Raw genomic sequence first — 16,081 nt, forward strand, 5'->3', positions numbered from 1 at the left:
CGAAGAAAACACAACATCATCCGGTATTAGCACCGCTTTCGCGATGTTATTCCGAATTCAAGGGTAGATTATCCACGCGTTACTCACCCGTGCGCCACTTTACTTATCCCCCGAAGGGAACTTTCTCGTTCGACTTGCATGTGTTAAGCACGCCGCCAGCGTTCATTCTGAGCCAGGATCAAACTCTCCGTTGAATCTCTGTACTTCCTCCTAAGAGGATTACTCAGGGGTATGTTCTTATTCTTTCACTGCCTGATTTTCAAAGATCGATTTTTTCGATCCGCCGCCGTAAGCAACGAGGCGCAAACTACCCATTTGACCCAAGGGTGTCAACACCTTTTTTCACCCAATTTTATATTTTTCTTAACCTCCTTAAAACAAAGCCTTTATTCTGGTATTAAAAACACACTTGAACCATCCCCCCTCTGAACCCCAAAAAACAACTGGTTTCTCCGGCACCAGCCACCCATTTTTCCTTACCTTTCGGAAAGGATGGGCTTCATCATTATATAAGACAAAAAACGACATTCTTTTCTGCCCCACAGAATAGGCCACAAGAAACCAGAGTACAGGGCCCTTCCCATATGATGAGAGCAAAAACGGAATTTATATCCATATCCGCAGACAATCATCCTGCGGTTTTCAGCCTGTGAAGAAAGATCTCCTTCCTTTTTTTCAGAGATCCATGATTCATCCCTGGTATCGAGGACTTTGGCTTTGAGGGGGTTTCCTGTCAGATCAGCATCCGGAATTCTGCCGCACCAGCCTTTTATGGCCCCCTTCTTTTTCTGATCAAACCCGCTTTCCATGATTGAAAACATCCATGAAAAAAAACGATATGCAGTTCCGGATATGCAAAGGCTTTACATACGCACAGGGCTTTTCTATATTTCCAAAATCATCAGCGCGTTCCCCGGAAATTCAGGCGGGTACCTTTAGGTATCACCCTTTCACAGTCTCCGGAATACACAAAAATCCCCCTGGTATGGATGTCCAAAACATGAAGGAGTCTTCCGTGAAACCTGCACAAGTTCGTCTGTATCCCGAATATCCCGCATCCCTCTGGCTGCTGGGCCTGCTTCTGCTTTTAAAAGCCGTCTTCTGGCTCTTTGCCAATCCCCTCATCGAAGAACCGGTACTCGGTATCAAACATATTCTTACCACCCTGCCCTTTCTCATCCTCTGGCGGGCAGTTTGGAATCGTAAAACCTGGGCCATCCGTGCAGCCCTTATCCTTGCCTTTGTGGATCTTTTATTTTTCATCATTGTCTTTCCCAGAGCAGCACTGATTCCCTTTGACGTGGCTCTTCTGGAAACCCAAACGGCCCAAGGGCTTTCCTGGATACTTCTTTCCGTCCTTAATCTTCTGATTCTGCTGTGCTCCTCTATGATTGGCTATGCCGTCAATCTCATGGTTCTGCTTACCGGTTTTTTCGCCCTCCGCAAAAACCAGGAAGCAGGAATCTGAAAAAAACGGAAAACAAATTGGAAAACATCTTTATTCCAAATGGCAGTCCTCGTTTAACGACTTGCCATAACACAGAAAAAAATGATGCTCCGTCATCAAAATCTGCATACACCCCACAAAGGAGACAGCATGCTGGCTTCCCTTCGCATTTTTTCGGATTTTTCCTGTCCCTACTGCTACCTCGCCAAAGCCATGGTGGAAACCCTGACAAGGGGGATGCCCCTTTCCCCCTTATGGATTCCTCTGGAACTGCATCCGGAAATCCCGGCTTCGGGTATTTCTTTCCAGGAAAAATACCCAGGTCTGGAGATTCAGGCCTTTTTTCATAAAATGGCTCGCAAGGGAGAACCCTACGGAATTTCCTTCTGTGGAAATGATAAGCTGGTGAACTCCGGACGCGCCATACAGGCCGCAGAATTTGCGCGGGACAACGGATGCTTTGATTCTTTTCACAAAAAAATTTTTTATGCCCTTTTTGAAAACAATGAAAATATCGGAGACCCTGAAGTACTGAGAAAAATTGCCCGCTCACAGAATCTGAATCCCGCAGCCATGGACAAAGCCATAGACAGTGGCCTGTTTGAATCCCGCCTGCGTACCGCCGCCATCGAAGCTGCAGAACGCAACATTCGCATGGTGCCTACCTTTGTGGTACCGGGGATGCTTCCCTTTGTCGGTCTTCCTTCAAAGGAAAAAATGATGTACATCCTGAAACGGGCAATGTCCCTGTGACTCCTCCTGCGATTACCCAGATTCAGACATCCAGACTACAGCTTGTCGCCATAAACCGGGAAATCCTTGACATTGAAAAGGCATCCCGCATCCGCTTTTCCCGGTTTTTACAGGCTGAGGTGCCCGAAGCCTGGCCTCCCCCCAGCCTCATTCCCTTAAAACCCTGGCTGCGGGAACAGCTTCTCCTGAACACGGATAAAATCGGCTGGTATCTCTGGTATGGTATCCTCCGCAGACCTCTGACCAATATTCTGATTTTAAGCTGTGGTTTTATGGAACCTCCGGATGCCCAGGGCGGCGTGGAAATAGGCTACGCCCTACTGGAACGATGGAGGGGCCAGGGTCTTGCCACAGAAGCCGCCAAGGCTCTGATGCACTGGGCCTTTAATCATCCGGAAATTCATTTTCTCCGGGCAAGGGTGGCCCGGGGGAACCTCGCCTCCGCCCGTATTCTTGAAAACTGCGGGTTTGAACGCATCGCTTCAGATCCCCTCAAACCCGCCATCAACCGCTACATCTGCTACCGCTGAAACCCCGCTATGCCCAGGGTTCCGCTGCCCGTGCCAGAATATTCCGGATCATGGCTCCGTCTACAGCCCGATCTTCTCCCAGACATAATCCCCGGTTATCCAGAATATCACTCAACATAAAAGCCGCTTCCGGCAAAATACCATAATCCGGAAGCCGGGTGCCGAGACCCATCTTCCTGAAAAAAACTTCCGTTGTATGGATCGCAGCTTCCGCCACATCCTCCGCATCCGCCTGTGCCATTACCCGCCTGCCATACTGCACAAGCTTGGCTTCTTTTTTCTCCCGCCGCTCCCGCAGGAGGGCAGGAAGCACCAGGGCCAGGGACTCGGCATGGGCCAGACCAAAAGCGGCCGTCAGCTCATGACCAATCATGTGGGTGGCCCAGTCCTGGGGTACACCGCAGCCGATCAGCCCATTCAAAGCCTGGGTGGCACACCACATGATCGTGGCCCTGATACCATAATCCTTCGGATTTTCCAGCATCCTGGGGCCTTCCTCCAGAAGGGTGAGCAGAATCGCCTCAGCCTGTCTGTCCTGCAAAGGCACCGGCAGGGCATGGGAAAGATACTGTTCCAGCACATGCACATAGGCATCCACCACACCGCAGGCACCCATATGGGCCGGTAGGGAATAGGTGGTTTCCGGATCCAGAACGGAAAACTTCGGAAAGACCTTCTCCGATGCAAAAGGGAGCTTCGCTCCCATGGATCGCCTTGAAATGACGGATCCTGCGTTCATCTCCGATCCCGTCGCCGCCAGGGTCAGCACGGCACCAAAGGGCAGGGCAGCGGTCACCTTTGCCTTGCCCGTTACAATCTCCCAGGGATCGCCCCCCCCATGGCAGGCTGCCGCCACAATGAACTTTGCCGCATCCACCACAGACCCTCCGCCCACGGCAAGAACAAAATCCATTTTTTCACTGCGGATACGTTCCACAGCCTTCATGCAGGTATCGTAATCGGGGTTGGCCTCTATTCCCCAGAAATCCTCCCGTCTCCGGGATTTCAGGGCCTGGCTCACCTGATCATACACCCCGTTTTTCTTCACAGAGCCCCCCCCCATGAGAACCAGTACGAAAGCGTCCTCCGGGATCAGCCGATCCAGTGCTGCAATCTGACCCTTGCCAAAAACAATGTGAACGGGATTGCAATATGAAAAGGATTTCATCTGTTCTCCTTCCTCTGGGGATGCCTGCTTGCGGGGGGCAAGCGCCCTTATGTCTTTAATCTGGAAGCTGTGATGACGGTAAAACCAGCCCCATGGCCCTCTGGATTCTTTCTCTGGAAGCCAGATAAACCGGATCCGCCATGTGCCTTGGCCTTGGGATTCCGATGGATATAATTTCCCGGATACTTCCCGGATGGGCAGTCATGATGGCCACGCGATCCGCCAGATGCAGGGCTTCATCCAGATCATGGGTGACAAAAACAATGGTGCATCTGCTTTCCTGCCAGATACGCAAAAGCTCCCGCTGCATCCCGGATCGCGTGATGGCATCCAGAGCGGCAAAGGGTTCATCCATGAGCAGCACAGCCGGGTTCACGGCAAGGGCACGTGCAATGGCCACCCGCTGCTGCATCCCTCCGGAAAGGGTATGGGGATAACGGGATGCCGCATGCTCCAGCCCCACCATCTGTAAAACGGCCATGGCCCTGTCCCTGCGGGCCTTTTTCCCCATGCCCCTCACTTCCAGGCCATAGGCCGCATTGTCCTGTACCGTCCTCCATGGGAAAAGCCCATAATTCTGAAAAATCATCACGCAATGGGGGCCTGGCTCCAGCACTTCCCTGCCAGCCATCTCAATCTTTCCCCTGCTGGGAGCATCAAATCCAGCCATAAGATGCAAAAGAGTGGTCTTGCCGCAGCCATTGGGCCCCAAAAGACAGAGAAATTCTCCTTCCCGGATATCCAGATCCACGGGATTAAGGGCCTGGTTATCCCCTGCCTCGGAATTGTAAAAAGTTCTCTCCACACTTCGGATACGGATCTTGATTTCCTGGGAGGTCGATTCTCCGGGGTGTGACTTCAAAGGATCCCTCTCATATCTGACCACCGCCCCATCCGGCCCTGATCTTTTTTTCCATCCAGGAAATGAGCCTGTCCAGCACCAGCCCCAAAAATCCCACCAGCACCATGCCCACCATCACCTTATCTGTACGCAGAAAATTCCTTGCGTCAATGATGAGATAGCCGAGACCGGACTGAGCCCCCAGCATCTCTCCAGCCACCACATGGATCCAGCCCACCCCCAGGGCGATGTGAAGTCCCACGACAATTCGGGGAAAAACCGCAGGCAGCACAACCCCATAAAGAATGGACACATCGGATGCCCCGAAATTACGGGCCACCTTAAGGTATAAGGGAGAAACACCGTGTACTCCTGTAAGGGTGGACAAAAAGACAGGAAAAAAAGACGCCATGAAAATGATAAAGATGGCGGGCATGTCGCCGATGTTGAACCAGAGTACGGCCAGTGGAAACCAGGCCACGGGAGAAATGGGTCTCACAAGCTGAACAAAAGGATCCAAAGCCCGATACAAACGACTGTACCAGCCAAGAATCAGTCCGGATGGGATGGCAATGAGGGCTGCCACGCCATACCCCGTCAGCATACGGAAAAGGCTGGCCCGGATATGTTCTCCGAGATTCCCCTGATGGAAAATCTCCAAGAATGCCTGCCACACCCGTTCCGGCCCCGGCATGAGGTGGGGATTGGCATAACTTCGGGCCAGCACATGCCAGATCCCCAGAAAAAGCAGCAGGAAAAGAAAAGGCAGTACAAAACCTTCACCCGGAAATATGGGGATCCCCCTTTGTGATCTCACCTTAGCCCCCCGTCGGCATCGCTCAGTCTCTGTTCTGGATAAACCCGCCTGTTTTCACACCCGGGGGGTACCTGCAAGATTTTCATACGCCTTCCGGGCAAAGGAAGGCTCCAGATAAGTTCCCAGATCCAGAACGGCTCCATCCCAGACAGCAAAACGCCGCATATCCTCAAGGGTCTCATGAAAATCCACCTGAGCAGGGAAAAGATCCCCATAGGTGACCCGATCTTTTGGCGTATTCAAAACAAAATCCATAACCTCCCGGGCCTGTCCCAGATAGGGGAGGGACAGGACAGCAGCCTCCTGTCTTTTTGCCTCAATGAAACGCCCGGTATCCACAAGACCACTGACCAGATCCTGCACCGCTTCCGGATATTTCTCCATAAACGGCTCCCGGATATTCAGTACGCAGCAGATATGATCCTTCCAGATGTCCTTAGAGAGGATCATCACCCTTCCGACATCAAGGATTTCGGCCTGGGCACCAAAGGGCTCCGCCACAATAAACCCGTCAATGCGCCCTGTGGCCAGAGCCTGCACCATTTCAGGCGGAGCCATGTCCGTATAGCGGATTGCTCCCGCTTCCATCCCCCGATCCGAAAGAAGACGGCGTAAAAGCAGGTAGTGGGTGGAAAAGCGACTTGGAATGGCGATATTTTTTCCCCTCAGCCCCAAAATATCCCCAAAGCCGGCCCTGGAAGAGACGGTCAGAACGCTGCCATTTCGATGTCCAAGAAGCACAGCCCGTACCGCTGCCCCCTGCCGCCGGAGGGTCAGTCCCAAAGGCGTGAGGAGAAAAGCGGCATCCACAGCCCCCGCACGCAGGGCTTCGGCCAGCTCCGGCCAGGATCCGTATTTTACGGGAACCAGGTTCAAAGACTGAAACGTATAGCAGGCATGGGCAATGAGGGTCAGGTGGTCTGTAATGGGAAGATAGCCAAGGCGGAGGGAAACCCGCCCCCCCTTCTCTCCTGGCCTTTCACAGCCAGGAAGACCAAGGCCCAGTCCCCCTGCTACCAGGATACCTGCACTCCATTTAAGAAACTGCCGTCTGTCCATGGTTGCCATGATGTCTCCCAGGATAGAAATTTATAGCCTCTCCTGTTTTGGCATACCTTATGCCGTCGGGCAAGTCCGGTTCATATCCCCTCTGAAAAGAAGACAAAACTTTTGATTTCACCGGTCGTTTTGAACAACAAAGAGAAATAGGGGAGAACCTTGTTTTAAATATGTTTATAAAGCCCTTGTTTTCAACAAGCATAAATTCACCACCGACAGAATCTGCAATCAAACAGCATGTGCATGTTCTTCCTGACTAAAAAACACTTGCAAATAATCAGAGAGTGTTCATAAAATTTTCATAGATTTTTCTATGGATCAGAACATGTTCAAAACCAGTCAAAAGGAGAATACCATGCCATCCGTTGATGCAATCATCGTTCAGATTCAGTCTTTTCTGGCTCTTTACGGCCTGAGGGTTCTTGCGGCCCTTGCCATTTTCATTATTGGTCGCATGGTGGCAAGTGCCATCCGCAAGGTAATGAAAAAAGCCATGGATAAATCCAAAGTGGATCCCACCCTCTCAGGCTTTCTCACCAGCGTGGCCTATTTTGGTATCTTAACCTTTGTCGTCATTGCGGCCCTGGGTAAACTTGGGGTACAGACGGCCTCCTTCATCGCCGTACTCGGCGCCGCAGGTCTGGCCGTGGGTCTGGCTTTACAGGGTTCCCTTTCCAATTTTGCCGCAGGGGTACTCATGATCGTTTTCCGGCCTTTTCGGGTAGGAGAATACATTGAAGGTGGGGGAACGGCAGGGACGGTTCAGGATATCGGCATCTTTACGACAGAACTCACCACACCGGACAACAAAAAAGTTATTGTGCCCAATTCCAAACTCACAGGTGACAATATTGTCAATTATTCCGTCACCGGAACCCGACGGGTGGATATGGTCTTTGGTGTCAGTTACGGGGATGATATCGATAAAGTGAAAAGGGTTATCCAGGAGGTACTGAAAACCGACCCCCGCATCCTGGCAGACCCCACCCCCCTCATCGCCCTGTCTTCTCTGGGAGACAGCAGCGTGAATTTTTCCGTACGCCCCTGGGTGAAAAGCAGCGACTACTGGCCGGTTCTTTTTGATCTGAATGAAGCCATGAAAAAACGTTTTGATGCTGAAGGGATTTCCATTCCTTTCCCCCAGCAGGATGTCCATCTCTATAAGGCTGAAGCCCCCTGAAGCCAGCACCTGCCACGCAAGAGAAAAGTCATGCAAAAAGGGAGAAGCCATACCCGGCTCCTCCCTTTTTTACATCCCTAACAATTCTGAATATCAGAGCATTCTGGAAACCACCTGGAACACAAGAACAGAAAGCATAAAAGCCAGCACCGTGTTAAACCCCATGCTGAAGGCCGCCCATTTCCAGCTCGACTCCCGGGCAATGGCCACCACCGTGACAAAACAGGGGCTGTAGAGCATGACAAAGGCAATCAGGGCCATGGCCGTAGCCACAGTCCAGGAAGGATCGGAGGCGAGACGATCCGCAAGACCTTCGCTTTCCTCAGGATCCACCTCCCCCATGGAATAGGCCGTACCCAGGGTGGCCACAATCACCTCCTTAGCAGCAAAGCCACCGATCAGGGCAATATTGGTACGCCAGTCAAAACCTGCCAGCTGCGACAAAGGCTCAAGGAGGATTCCGATACGACCTGCCAGGGAATGTCTCAGGGCTGCCTGGCCTTCGGCATTGTCTATGACGGCAAGCTGTTCTTCCGCATCGACCAGCTCGGATACTGCCATTCGCTGGGCCTCAAAACGCTCCGCATCCTTCTCAGGAAGTCCGGGAAAGGTCATACCCGCCCAGATGAGAATGGCAATGGCGAGGATCACGGTACCGGCTTTTTTGATATACTGCCAGGCCCGCTCCCAGGTATGGAGAAAAACCCCCTGAAGGGTGGGCATACGATAGGGTGGCAGCTCCATGACAAAGGGAGTGGCTTCACCCCGAATAACCGTGGAACGCAGTATCCTTGCCACAAAAAGCGCCATGCACCAGGAAATAAGGGTAATCCAGAACATGGCCTGGGCCGCATAGGAGCCAAAAAAGGCCGCGCTGAGCAAAAGAAAAACCGGTACTTTGGCTCCACAGCTCATAAAAGGTGCCGTCAGCAGAGTTGCCAGACGCTCATTGGGGCTTTTCAAGGTTCTTGCAGCCATGACACCGGGAACGGCACAGCCCCCAGGAATGCCGCCGGAGACCACAAAGGGCATGACCGAAGCCCCGTGCAGACCAAAAATACGAAAAATCCGATCCAGCATATAGGCCATACGGGCCATATATCCCGCATCCTCAAGAAAAGTGACCAGAAGGAACATGATCAGGATGAGGGGCACAAACCCCATCACAGCCCCCACACCGTCAATAATACCGGAAACCAGGAGAGACTGGAGCAGACCTTCGGGCAGAATGGCGGAAACCGTATCCCCCAGAAGCCCGAAAAAGGCCTCCACCCATCCCATGGGAATTTCACCGATGGCAAAGGTGAGTTCAAAAAGCAGGTAAAAGACCCCCAGCATGATCAAAGGCCCCCCCACCTTATGCGTCAGCACCCTGTCCATGGCATCGGAAACCCTTATCCGGGTTTCCAGGGTTTCTTCCCCACGCTGCACCACCTGTCGGGTGAGGGAGGTGATAAAGCCATAGCGATAATCCGCAATAATGGATTCGGGATGGGTTTCCAATACACTGCGGCAATGAGCCGTCAGCCGATCTGTCATATCCCGCAGTCTGCGCCCCAGAGTCTCGTCCTCCTCACAGATTCTGCGGACTTCAGGATCTCCTTCAATATACTTGATGGCCAGCCAGCGTGCCGGATAACGCAGGGTCAGATGCCCGTCCTCCTCCAGGAGATCCGTCATGCGCTCCACCACAGGATCAATATCCGGGCCATAGGAAATCTGGATAGGCTGCCACTTCCCTTTACGGGTTTCAGAAAGCCCCACCGCAGCCTCCACAAGGGCGACCTTACCCTCTCCCTTCCGGGCCACGGTTTCCACCACAGGAACCCCAAGAAGTTCGGAAAGTTTTGCCGTATGGATGGTGCGCCCGCTTTTACGCACTTCATCCATCATGTTGAGGGCCAGTACCAGAGGAACACCCAGTTCCATGAACTGCACCGCAAGGTAAAGATTGCGATCCAGGTTGGTGGCATCCACCACATCAATCACTGCGGAGGGACGCTCCTGTACCAAGACATCCCGGGCCACACGCTCCTCATCGGACCAGGACGTGAGAGAATAGGTTCCCGGAAGATCAACTACCCGGATACGGGCTTCTCCATAGAGCACATCTCCTTCCCGCTTTTCCACAGTCACACCAGGATAATTGCCCACGCGCTGTCTGGCTCCGGTAAGGGCATTGAACAGGGTGGTTTTTCCCGCATTGGGATTGCCTCCCAGGGCGATCACAACCGTACTCATGAGGACACCTCCACACTGATCCAGTCTGCCTCGTTGTTTCTCAGGGTAAGGGTGAAATCTCTCAGGCGCAGGGCAACGGGATCCTCCAGAGGAGCCCTGCCCGTAACCTTCACTTCCGTTCCCGGAACCAGCCCCATATCCCGGATTCTGCGGCCCAGATCTCCTTCCGCACGCACCTGATGGATAATGGCTGTTTCATTGACGCGCATGGCGCGCAGGGGTTTTACAGACATCTTAGAAAACCTCCCTCGACTTCTTTATTACTGGAAAACTCCAGTGTATTTATAAAAAAAAATTTTGCTTCCCAAAATCTTCGCTTTTTTTATGCGCTCACTGCTGATGTGTCAATATCTTTTTCGCTAAACAAAATTTTTTATAGAGCTCTCTTTTTCACCCTGAAAACCAGGTGTTTTCTAAAAAATCACCATAAAACCCAGCAAAAAAGACAGATCCGTTTTTACTTTTATATCAGAATTTTATACCCTGAATACTAACGCGTCTGCATATACAGGCTCCAGCGCATCACAACAAACACACGCTCGAAAAAAGACCCAAGGCTCTGCGTATCCCAAACAGACATGCTGCCTGCCACAGAAAAAACGCTTATCAGGCCTTTCTTTCCCATGATTAAAAAAAATACCGGGATAATTTCCCCGACCCTTTCAAAAATGAGATACTCATGCCCTCCCTGCTTTACAGGCTGGAAAAAATACCGACATCCTTATCCTTCATTATTTAAAAAAATAACGATGCCTCCATCACGTTTGTCCTTGTTATATTTCTTTTTTTCACCTTTCCTCCACAATTCTTCTCTGTGGCATATGACATGCATAGAGCCTTACGGTAGCAACCAGATCTCTCCATAAAAAGCCCGATTTTTTATGGGAAAGACTGCCCGTACCTGTTAAACCTCAAATGCAAGGGGGATGTATGGAAAAAAAATATCTTGTTGCCATGGACAGCTCTGATCCCTCCATGGCAGCTGCACACTATGCAGCTGCCGTTCTGCCCAAGGAAAAATCCAGAGTGGTTCTCTTTCTTGTGGAATGTGATGCTCCGGAAACCTTCTGGGATATGAATTCAGATTCTGAAACCAGTAGCATACGGAAAGAAAGTATGGCGGAATGGGCGGATCGGCAGAATAAGCGTTTCATCAACAGTCTTGAAACAGCAAGAAAAACTTTTTGGGATGCTGGTTTCCCTCAGGAGAATGTCAGCATTAAAATTCAGAGAAGAAAAACAGGGGTTACACGGGATATTGTTTCTGAAAGCATGGATGGATATGCAGCCCTTTTTGTGGGGCGTACCGGTTTTTCCAATTTTTCCAGGCTTCCCATTGGAAGTGTAGCCCGAAAACTCATCTCCCGCATCCATCACATTCCCCTGGTTCTCGTGGGAGGGGCACCGGAAACCAAACATATCCTTATCGGATTTGATGATTCCCACGGCTCGAGAAGCTGCATTCGTCTTACGGCCTCCCTCTTTGCCAACACGGACAAACACATCCATATCCGGCATGTTGTCCGCTCCATCAACCCCATTGCCGGAGATTTTTATCCCTACCCTGCAAGCATGGATCCAAACAGCCCCATGGTGACCCAGGAAAAAATAAGAAAAAATAAAATAGACACGGCCATGCAAAGGGCGCTGCAAATCCTTTCAGAAAAAGGAGTCTCACCTAAAAATACGGATGCCCGCATCATTGAGGGATACATGAGCCGCTCTCTAGGATTGCTGGATACAGCTGAAAAGGAACAATGGGGGACACTTTTTGTGGGAAGAAGGGGGATTTCCCGCGTGCAGGATTTTTTTATCGGAAGGGTCGGTGAAAAACTGGTTGAAATGGCGCGGGAGCAGGCTGTCTGGATTATCAGCTGAGAGATCAAAAAAAGAATCCGGAATCCGAAAGCGTTCTGGCTTTTCAGGGATTTCCGGATTTCTTTTCATCAAAAAACAAATTTCCTTTAAAAATACGTATATTTCCTTCTCTGAAAGTTACCAAAAACGACCTTTATATGGACGTGTTTTATCTTTAGGATCCCGGATATAAAGAAGACGGATTTTTTTCTTACCGTCAGAGGAAATAAAAACCTCACTGACCTTCACCAGTGTCCAATGAACGGCAAAGAGAAAAGCATCATTGCGTCCTCCAGAATCAAACTGCCGCAACCAGGAACAATTTCCCATGGTCGGTACTTCTATTTCATTATCCATAAACAGAAAAACTGTACTGTCGGTACACTGTATTGCCGAATACCTGTAAAATATCACGTCCATGTCTCCGGTATTGTAATGCTCGCACAAGGCCATAGAATATACCGAAAACCTTCAGAACCTGCAATATGCGTCAGTTCACCCGTCTTTTCTTGCTGTCTTCCAGGGCTTCACCAATGGCCCTTTCCGTACATTCCAGCCAATTCCAAAAACATTCATTTTCCCGCTCCTGTACTTCCTTAACCTGCGCCTCCTCTTCCATACTTCTTCGTGCCAGCATTTTTTTACCCTCCACGTCCTGGTTGTTGTGCGCCGCACCCCCGTATGCGACCCTTGGTTTATGTGAATTGTGTTTGAATTGCTAGCAGGTCATTGGAGAAAAATCAATAAAAAATTGGAGAGTTGCGTCTTTTTTACCCCCAAAAAAAAGGACAGGTCTGGCACACACCTTGCTGCGGCATGCCAAACCTGCCCTTCAGGATAGGGGAAATCCAGAACTCTTTTCCGCAAAACTGGAAGAGGATAACGCGGAAAAAACTGGATTTAGGGGGGCGGAAAAGGAGATTTCACATCCGGAAGGCGGGGGGGAATCCGGGTGATTTTCTCCCGGAGCGTGTGGAGGAACGCTCCATTCCGAAGAAGTTCCATCCTTTTTTCCATAAACACTGTTTTGTGTCCATAGGGAGATCCTATCATTTTACCGGGAATTTTCCCCAGACAAACCTCCTGCTTCAGGAGAAAACCTCCGGTACTGTACGGCTTCCGCCAGATGATAAGCGTTAAGCCCTTGAGATGCATCAAGATCTGCTATTGTTCTGGCAATCTTCAATACACGGGCAACACCCCGGGCAGACAAGCGTAAGGAAGCAGCTGCCTGGGCCAGCAACGCTTCTCCCTGAGAATCCGTTTTACAGAATTCTCTGATCCCTGCGGCATCCATAGCCGCATTGGAAGAAAAACCCCTTCCGGTAAAACGCTTCTTCTGACGTTCCTGAGCCATCATTACCCGTTCCCTCACTTTGGCAGAAGACTCCCCTTCGCCTGCCCGTCGGATATCAACATAGGCCAAAGAGGGTACCTCTATCTGGATATCCATACGATCCATCAGAGGACCGGAAATTCTTGACCGATAACGTTCAACTGCCACTGAGGCACAGCGACACCTGCCTTCCGGATCACTGGCATACCCGCAGGGACAGGGATTCATGGCAGCCACGAGCATGATGGATGCGGGAAAGCTTACGGAACCTGAAGCCCGGGAAACGGTCAGCACACGGTCTTCCAGGGGCTGGCGTAGCATCTCCAGAAGCCCTTTACGAAATTCCGGAAATTCATCAAGAAAAAGAACACCTTGATGGGCCAGGCTCACCTCACCCGGCCTGGGGTGAGAGCCTCCCCCAATGAGACCTGCATCACTGATGGTATGGTGGGGTGCACGGAAGGGTCTTTTCACCACAAGCCCTGTGCGGGAATCGAGAAGTCCTGCCGCCGAATAAATCCGGCTTGTCTCAAGGGCTTCTTCAAAAAGAAGGGGAGGCAGAATTCCCGGTAATCTCCTGGCCAGCATGGTTTTTCCCGACCCTGGCGGGCCTGTCATCAGAAGATTGTGCCGACCTGCAGCCGCCACCTCCAATGCCCGTTTGGCATGTTCCTGACCTGCCACATCCTTTAAATCCGCATCCTTTTCAGCCCTGTCTGCAAGGCGGGAAAAATCCACAGGATGGCGTGGTTCAAGGCAATGCCTTCCAGAAAGATGATCCGCCGCAGCCCCCAGACTTTCAACGCCATAGGCGGGTATCCGGCCTGATGCAGCAGCCTCTGCCGCATTGGCCGGAGCGACCAGAATTCCCTGTATATGAACCGGATTCGCAAGGACAGAGGCTGCAAGGGCTCCACGTACAGGATTGAGCCTTCCATCCAGGGACAATTCTCCCAGGGCCAGATGAGATGCCACGGCCTCACGGGGCAAAAGACCCGAAGCCGCCAGAATCCCCAGTGCAATGGCCAGATCAAAACCCGTGCCCTCCTTGCGGATATCCGCTGGAGAAAGATTCACTGTGATGCGTCCCTTAGGAAAACCATAACCTCCATTACGAAGAGCCGTACGGATCCGATCCCGGCTTTCCCGAACCGCTGTCTCCGGAAGGCCTACAATCTGAAATACGGGAAGTCCCCTTCCCACATCCACTTCTACAGTTACAGGTATGGCATCCACGCCAACCACGGCAGCGCAGCAACTCCTGGCAAGCATAGTCCTGCCTCTCCTTTTTTTCTGTGAAACATAAAAAACATGGATTTTCATCAATAATTTGTGCTTTAATACCCCGACTTGCAAACAGAGGCAAGCGACAAAGACAGAAAGTATGGAATGTATATGCCCATCCGAACCCGACAACAAACCCTTGCAACGCCTATCTTCTGTTCAGGTGTGGGGGTTCACTCCGGTAAAAACGCAACCCTGACCCTGAAACCCGCACCGGAAAATCATGGAATCCGTTTTTTCAGAACAGATCTGCCAGGAACCCAGGGGATTCCCGCTCTTTTCAGCAGGGTTGTGGATACCAGCCTGGCAACGGTGATCGGTGAAAACGGTGTGATCGTTTCCACGATAGAACACCTCATGGCCACCTTTGCCGGTATGGGTATCGACAATGCCCGTGTGGAACTGGACAACTATGAAATGCCCATCATGGATGGCAGTGCCGCTGTCTTTGCCGAAAAAATCCAGCAGGCAGGTATTCTGTCCCAGTCCGCACCCCGATCCCTTTTTGTGGTAACACGACCCATTGAAATTGCTGACGGCGATAAATTTGTAGGGGTCTATCCCGATGAAAGTTTCCGCATCACCTGCACCATCGAATTCCCGACACCTGTGATCGGCCGTCAGACCATGAGTATCGACCTTGATGAAGATCGTTTTGCAAAAGAGATTGCCCCTGCCCGCACCTTTGGTTTTCTCCACGAAGTGGCTTTCATGAAACAGCTGGGGCTGGGTCGGGGAGGCTCTCTGGAAAGTGCTGTAGTCGTGGATGGCAATACCATTGTGAATGAAGAGGGGCTTCGATTCAGTGATGAGTTTGTCCGGCATAAACTGCTCGACTGTATCGGTGATTTTTCCCTCATCGGTATGCCCATACGGGGACATATCAAAACCGTAAAGTCAGGGCACCTCTTTAACCACCGATTCATCACAGAATTTTTCAACAACCGGAACTGCTGGGAAACCCTGACCCCCTGACTTTTGCTGTAAACATAGAGAGCCGGACGGTCAAACCCATCCGGCTCCTTCCTGCCATAACCTTCTTCAAAAAAATATCCTAAGCGATGCTCACCAGCTCAAGATCAAAGACAAGGGTTTTTCCTGCCATGGGAAAATTGGCATCCACAGTAACATTCTCCCCTTCAATAGCTGTAATGCGGATGGGAATCACCATACCATCGGGCATACGGCTCTCCAGAATCATCCCTTCCTGAAGTTCCATGCCTTCCGGAAAAAGACTTTTTTCATAGACTGCAACCAGCTCAGGATTATGGGAACCATAGGCCTCCTCCGGATTCAGGGTAACCTGTTTTTTCTCTCCCTGTGTCATCCCAAGGACAGCAGCATCAAAACCCGGAATCATCTGCCCACTCCCCAGCTCAAAACTCAAGGGTTCCCGACCTTCGGAAGAGTCAAAAATCTCTCCTTCCGGAAATTTTCCCGTATAATGCACCTGAACCCGATCGCCTTTTTCCGCCTTACGCATTGAAAATCCATTTCCAGTCGACCCGAATAATATAAAAAAAGGGAGGGGCCAACCGGATGCCTCCCTTCCTTTTTTCCCTGCATCG

16 protein-coding genes and 1 rRNA gene are annotated in these 16,081 nt (G+C 51.2%); 6 read left to right on the forward strand and 11 right to left on the reverse strand.

All coding sequences use genetic code 11. From position 1 onward, the window contains the following. Positions 1–194 (reverse strand): 16S ribosomal RNA (locus BR04_RS14460); the annotation flags it as partial. Between the two features lie 821 nt (positions 195–1,015). On the opposite strand from BR04_RS14460, the gene BR04_RS14465 reads away from it, so the two are divergent. From BR04_RS14465 to BR04_RS14475, 3 genes are all read left to right on the forward strand, one after another. Further along, positions 1,016–1,468, forward strand: a complete 453-nt coding sequence (locus BR04_RS14465; protein ID WP_496356735.1) for a hypothetical protein — start codon at positions 1,016–1,018, stop codon at positions 1,466–1,468. Between the two features lie 129 nt (positions 1,469–1,597). Then, the gene (locus tag BR04_RS14470; RefSeq protein ID WP_496356736.1) at positions 1,598–2,200 is read left to right on the forward strand and encodes a DsbA family oxidoreductase; all 603 of its coding nucleotides are present in this window, start codon (positions 1,598–1,600) and stop codon (positions 2,198–2,200) included. Next, the gene (locus BR04_RS14475) at positions 2,197–2,730 is read left to right on the forward strand and encodes a GNAT family N-acetyltransferase (RefSeq protein ID WP_496356737.1); all 534 of its coding nucleotides are present in this window, start codon (positions 2,197–2,199) and stop codon (positions 2,728–2,730) included. Before BR04_RS14470 ends, BR04_RS14475 begins: the two co-directional genes overlap by 4 nt. Before the next feature lie 7 nt (positions 2,731–2,737). On the opposite strand, the gene BR04_RS14480 is transcribed toward BR04_RS14475, so the two are convergent. From BR04_RS14480 to BR04_RS14495, 4 genes are read right to left on the reverse strand one after another with little or no spacing between them, the layout of a single operon-like run. Then, complete coding sequence (locus BR04_RS14480; RefSeq protein ID WP_496356738.1) at positions 2,738–3,898, reverse strand: iron-containing alcohol dehydrogenase; 1,161 nt, start codon at positions 3,896–3,898, stop codon at positions 2,738–2,740. 55 nt (positions 3,899–3,953) lie between these two features. After that, a complete protein-coding gene (locus tag BR04_RS14485; protein WP_496356739.1) occupies positions 3,954–4,760 on the reverse strand; it encodes an ABC transporter ATP-binding protein in 807 nt (268 codons plus the stop codon). A 10-nt stretch (positions 4,761–4,770) separates the two neighbouring features. Continuing rightward, positions 4,771–5,556, reverse strand: coding sequence for an ABC transporter permease (locus BR04_RS14490; RefSeq protein ID WP_496356740.1), 786 nt, complete (start codon positions 5,554–5,556; stop codon positions 4,771–4,773). A gap of 54 nt (positions 5,557–5,610) precedes the next feature. Then, entirely contained in the window at positions 5,611–6,624 is a 1,014-nt protein-coding gene (locus tag BR04_RS14495) for an ABC transporter substrate-binding protein (protein WP_496356741.1), read from the reverse strand. A 346-nt stretch (positions 6,625–6,970) separates the two neighbouring features. On the opposite strand from BR04_RS14495, the gene BR04_RS14500 reads away from it, so the two are divergent. Continuing rightward, on the forward strand, positions 6,971–7,795 hold the full coding sequence (locus BR04_RS14500) for a mechanosensitive ion channel family protein (RefSeq protein WP_496356742.1): 825 nt from the start codon (positions 6,971–6,973) through the stop codon (positions 7,793–7,795). A gap of 93 nt (positions 7,796–7,888) precedes the next feature. Here BR04_RS14500 and feoB read toward each other — a convergent pair whose 3' ends face one another. Both feoB and BR04_RS14510 read right to left on the reverse strand, forming a co-directional pair. Beyond that, entirely contained in the window at positions 7,889–10,036 is a 2,148-nt protein-coding gene (gene feoB / locus BR04_RS14505) for a ferrous iron transport protein B (protein WP_496356743.1), read from the reverse strand. Then, positions 10,033–10,269 (reverse strand): FeoA family protein, encoded by a 237-nt coding sequence (locus BR04_RS14510; RefSeq protein WP_496356744.1) that lies wholly within the window; start codon positions 10,267–10,269, stop codon positions 10,033–10,035. The genes feoB and BR04_RS14510 overlap by 4 nt, the downstream gene beginning before the upstream one ends. Positions 10,270–10,966: 697 nt before the next feature. Between BR04_RS14510 and BR04_RS14515 the strand changes: the two genes are divergently transcribed. Continuing rightward, entirely contained in the window at positions 10,967–11,914 is a 948-nt protein-coding gene (locus BR04_RS14515) for a universal stress protein (RefSeq protein WP_496356745.1), read from the forward strand. Between the two features lie 117 nt (positions 11,915–12,031). Here BR04_RS14515 and BR04_RS14520 read toward each other — a convergent pair whose 3' ends face one another. The 3 genes from BR04_RS14520 to BR04_RS14530 all read right to left on the reverse strand — a co-directional run bounded on the left by BR04_RS14520 (position 12,032) and on the right by BR04_RS14530 (position 14,501). Further along, positions 12,032–12,307, reverse strand: a complete 276-nt coding sequence (locus BR04_RS14520) for a hypothetical protein (protein WP_496356746.1) — start codon at positions 12,305–12,307, stop codon at positions 12,032–12,034. Between the two features lie 76 nt (positions 12,308–12,383). Continuing rightward, positions 12,384–12,530 carry a hypothetical protein gene (locus tag BR04_RS14525; RefSeq protein WP_496356747.1) on the reverse strand — a complete coding sequence of 49 codons (147 nt, stop codon included), beginning with the start codon at positions 12,528–12,530 and terminating at the stop codon, positions 12,384–12,386. Positions 12,531–12,947: 417 nt separating this feature from the next. Next, the gene (locus BR04_RS14530) at positions 12,948–14,501 is read right to left on the reverse strand and encodes a YifB family Mg chelatase-like AAA ATPase (RefSeq protein ID WP_496356748.1); all 1,554 of its coding nucleotides are present in this window, start codon (positions 14,499–14,501) and stop codon (positions 12,948–12,950) included. A gap of 123 nt (positions 14,502–14,624) precedes the next feature. Here BR04_RS14530 and lpxC point away from each other — a divergent pair, with 123 nt between their 5' ends. Then, on the forward strand, positions 14,625–15,488 hold the full coding sequence (lpxC, locus tag BR04_RS14535) for a UDP-3-O-acyl-N-acetylglucosamine deacetylase (RefSeq protein WP_496356749.1): 864 nt from the start codon (positions 14,625–14,627) through the stop codon (positions 15,486–15,488). Between the two features lie 79 nt (positions 15,489–15,567). On the opposite strand, the gene BR04_RS14540 is transcribed toward lpxC, so the two are convergent. Next, on the reverse strand, positions 15,568–15,996 hold the full coding sequence (locus BR04_RS14540) for an FKBP-type peptidyl-prolyl cis-trans isomerase (protein WP_496356750.1): 429 nt from the start codon (positions 15,994–15,996) through the stop codon (positions 15,568–15,570). Between the last annotated feature and the right edge of the window lie 85 nt (positions 15,997–16,081).

Source organism: Desulfobotulus sapovorans DSM 2055 (assembly GCF_059569355.1).

Coding starts and splice junctions, on each gene's coding strand:
- BR04_RS14470 (WP_496356736.1), top strand. CDS start 1,598: ATGCTGGCTTCCCTTCGCATTTTTTCGGATTTTTCCTGTCCCTACTGC.
- BR04_RS14480 (WP_496356738.1), bottom strand. CDS start 3,898: ATGAAATCCTTTTCATATTGCAATCCCGTTCACATTGTTTTTGGCAAG.
- BR04_RS14495 (WP_496356741.1), bottom strand. CDS start 6,624: ATGGCAACCATGGACAGACGGCAGTTTCTTAAATGGAGTGCAGGTATC.
- BR04_RS14500 (WP_496356742.1), top strand. CDS start 6,971: ATGCCATCCGTTGATGCAATCATCGTTCAGATTCAGTCTTTTCTGGCT.
- feoB (WP_496356743.1), bottom strand. CDS start 10,036: ATGAGTACGGTTGTGATCGCCCTGGGAGGCAATCCCAATGCGGGAAAA.
- BR04_RS14510 (WP_496356744.1), bottom strand. CDS start 10,269: ATGTCTGTAAAACCCCTGCGCGCCATGCGCGTCAATGAAACAGCCATT.
- BR04_RS14515 (WP_496356745.1), top strand. CDS start 10,967: ATGGAAAAAAAATATCTTGTTGCCATGGACAGCTCTGATCCCTCCATG.
- BR04_RS14525 (WP_496356747.1), bottom strand. CDS start 12,530: ATGCTGGCACGAAGAAGTATGGAAGAGGAGGCGCAGGTTAAGGAAGTA.
- BR04_RS14530 (WP_496356748.1), bottom strand. CDS start 14,501: ATGCTTGCCAGGAGTTGCTGCGCTGCCGTGGTTGGCGTGGATGCCATA.
- lpxC (WP_496356749.1), top strand. CDS start 14,625: ATGCCCATCCGAACCCGACAACAAACCCTTGCAACGCCTATCTTCTGT.
- BR04_RS14540 (WP_496356750.1), bottom strand. CDS start 15,996: ATGCGTAAGGCGGAAAAAGGCGATCGGGTTCAGGTGCATTATACGGGA.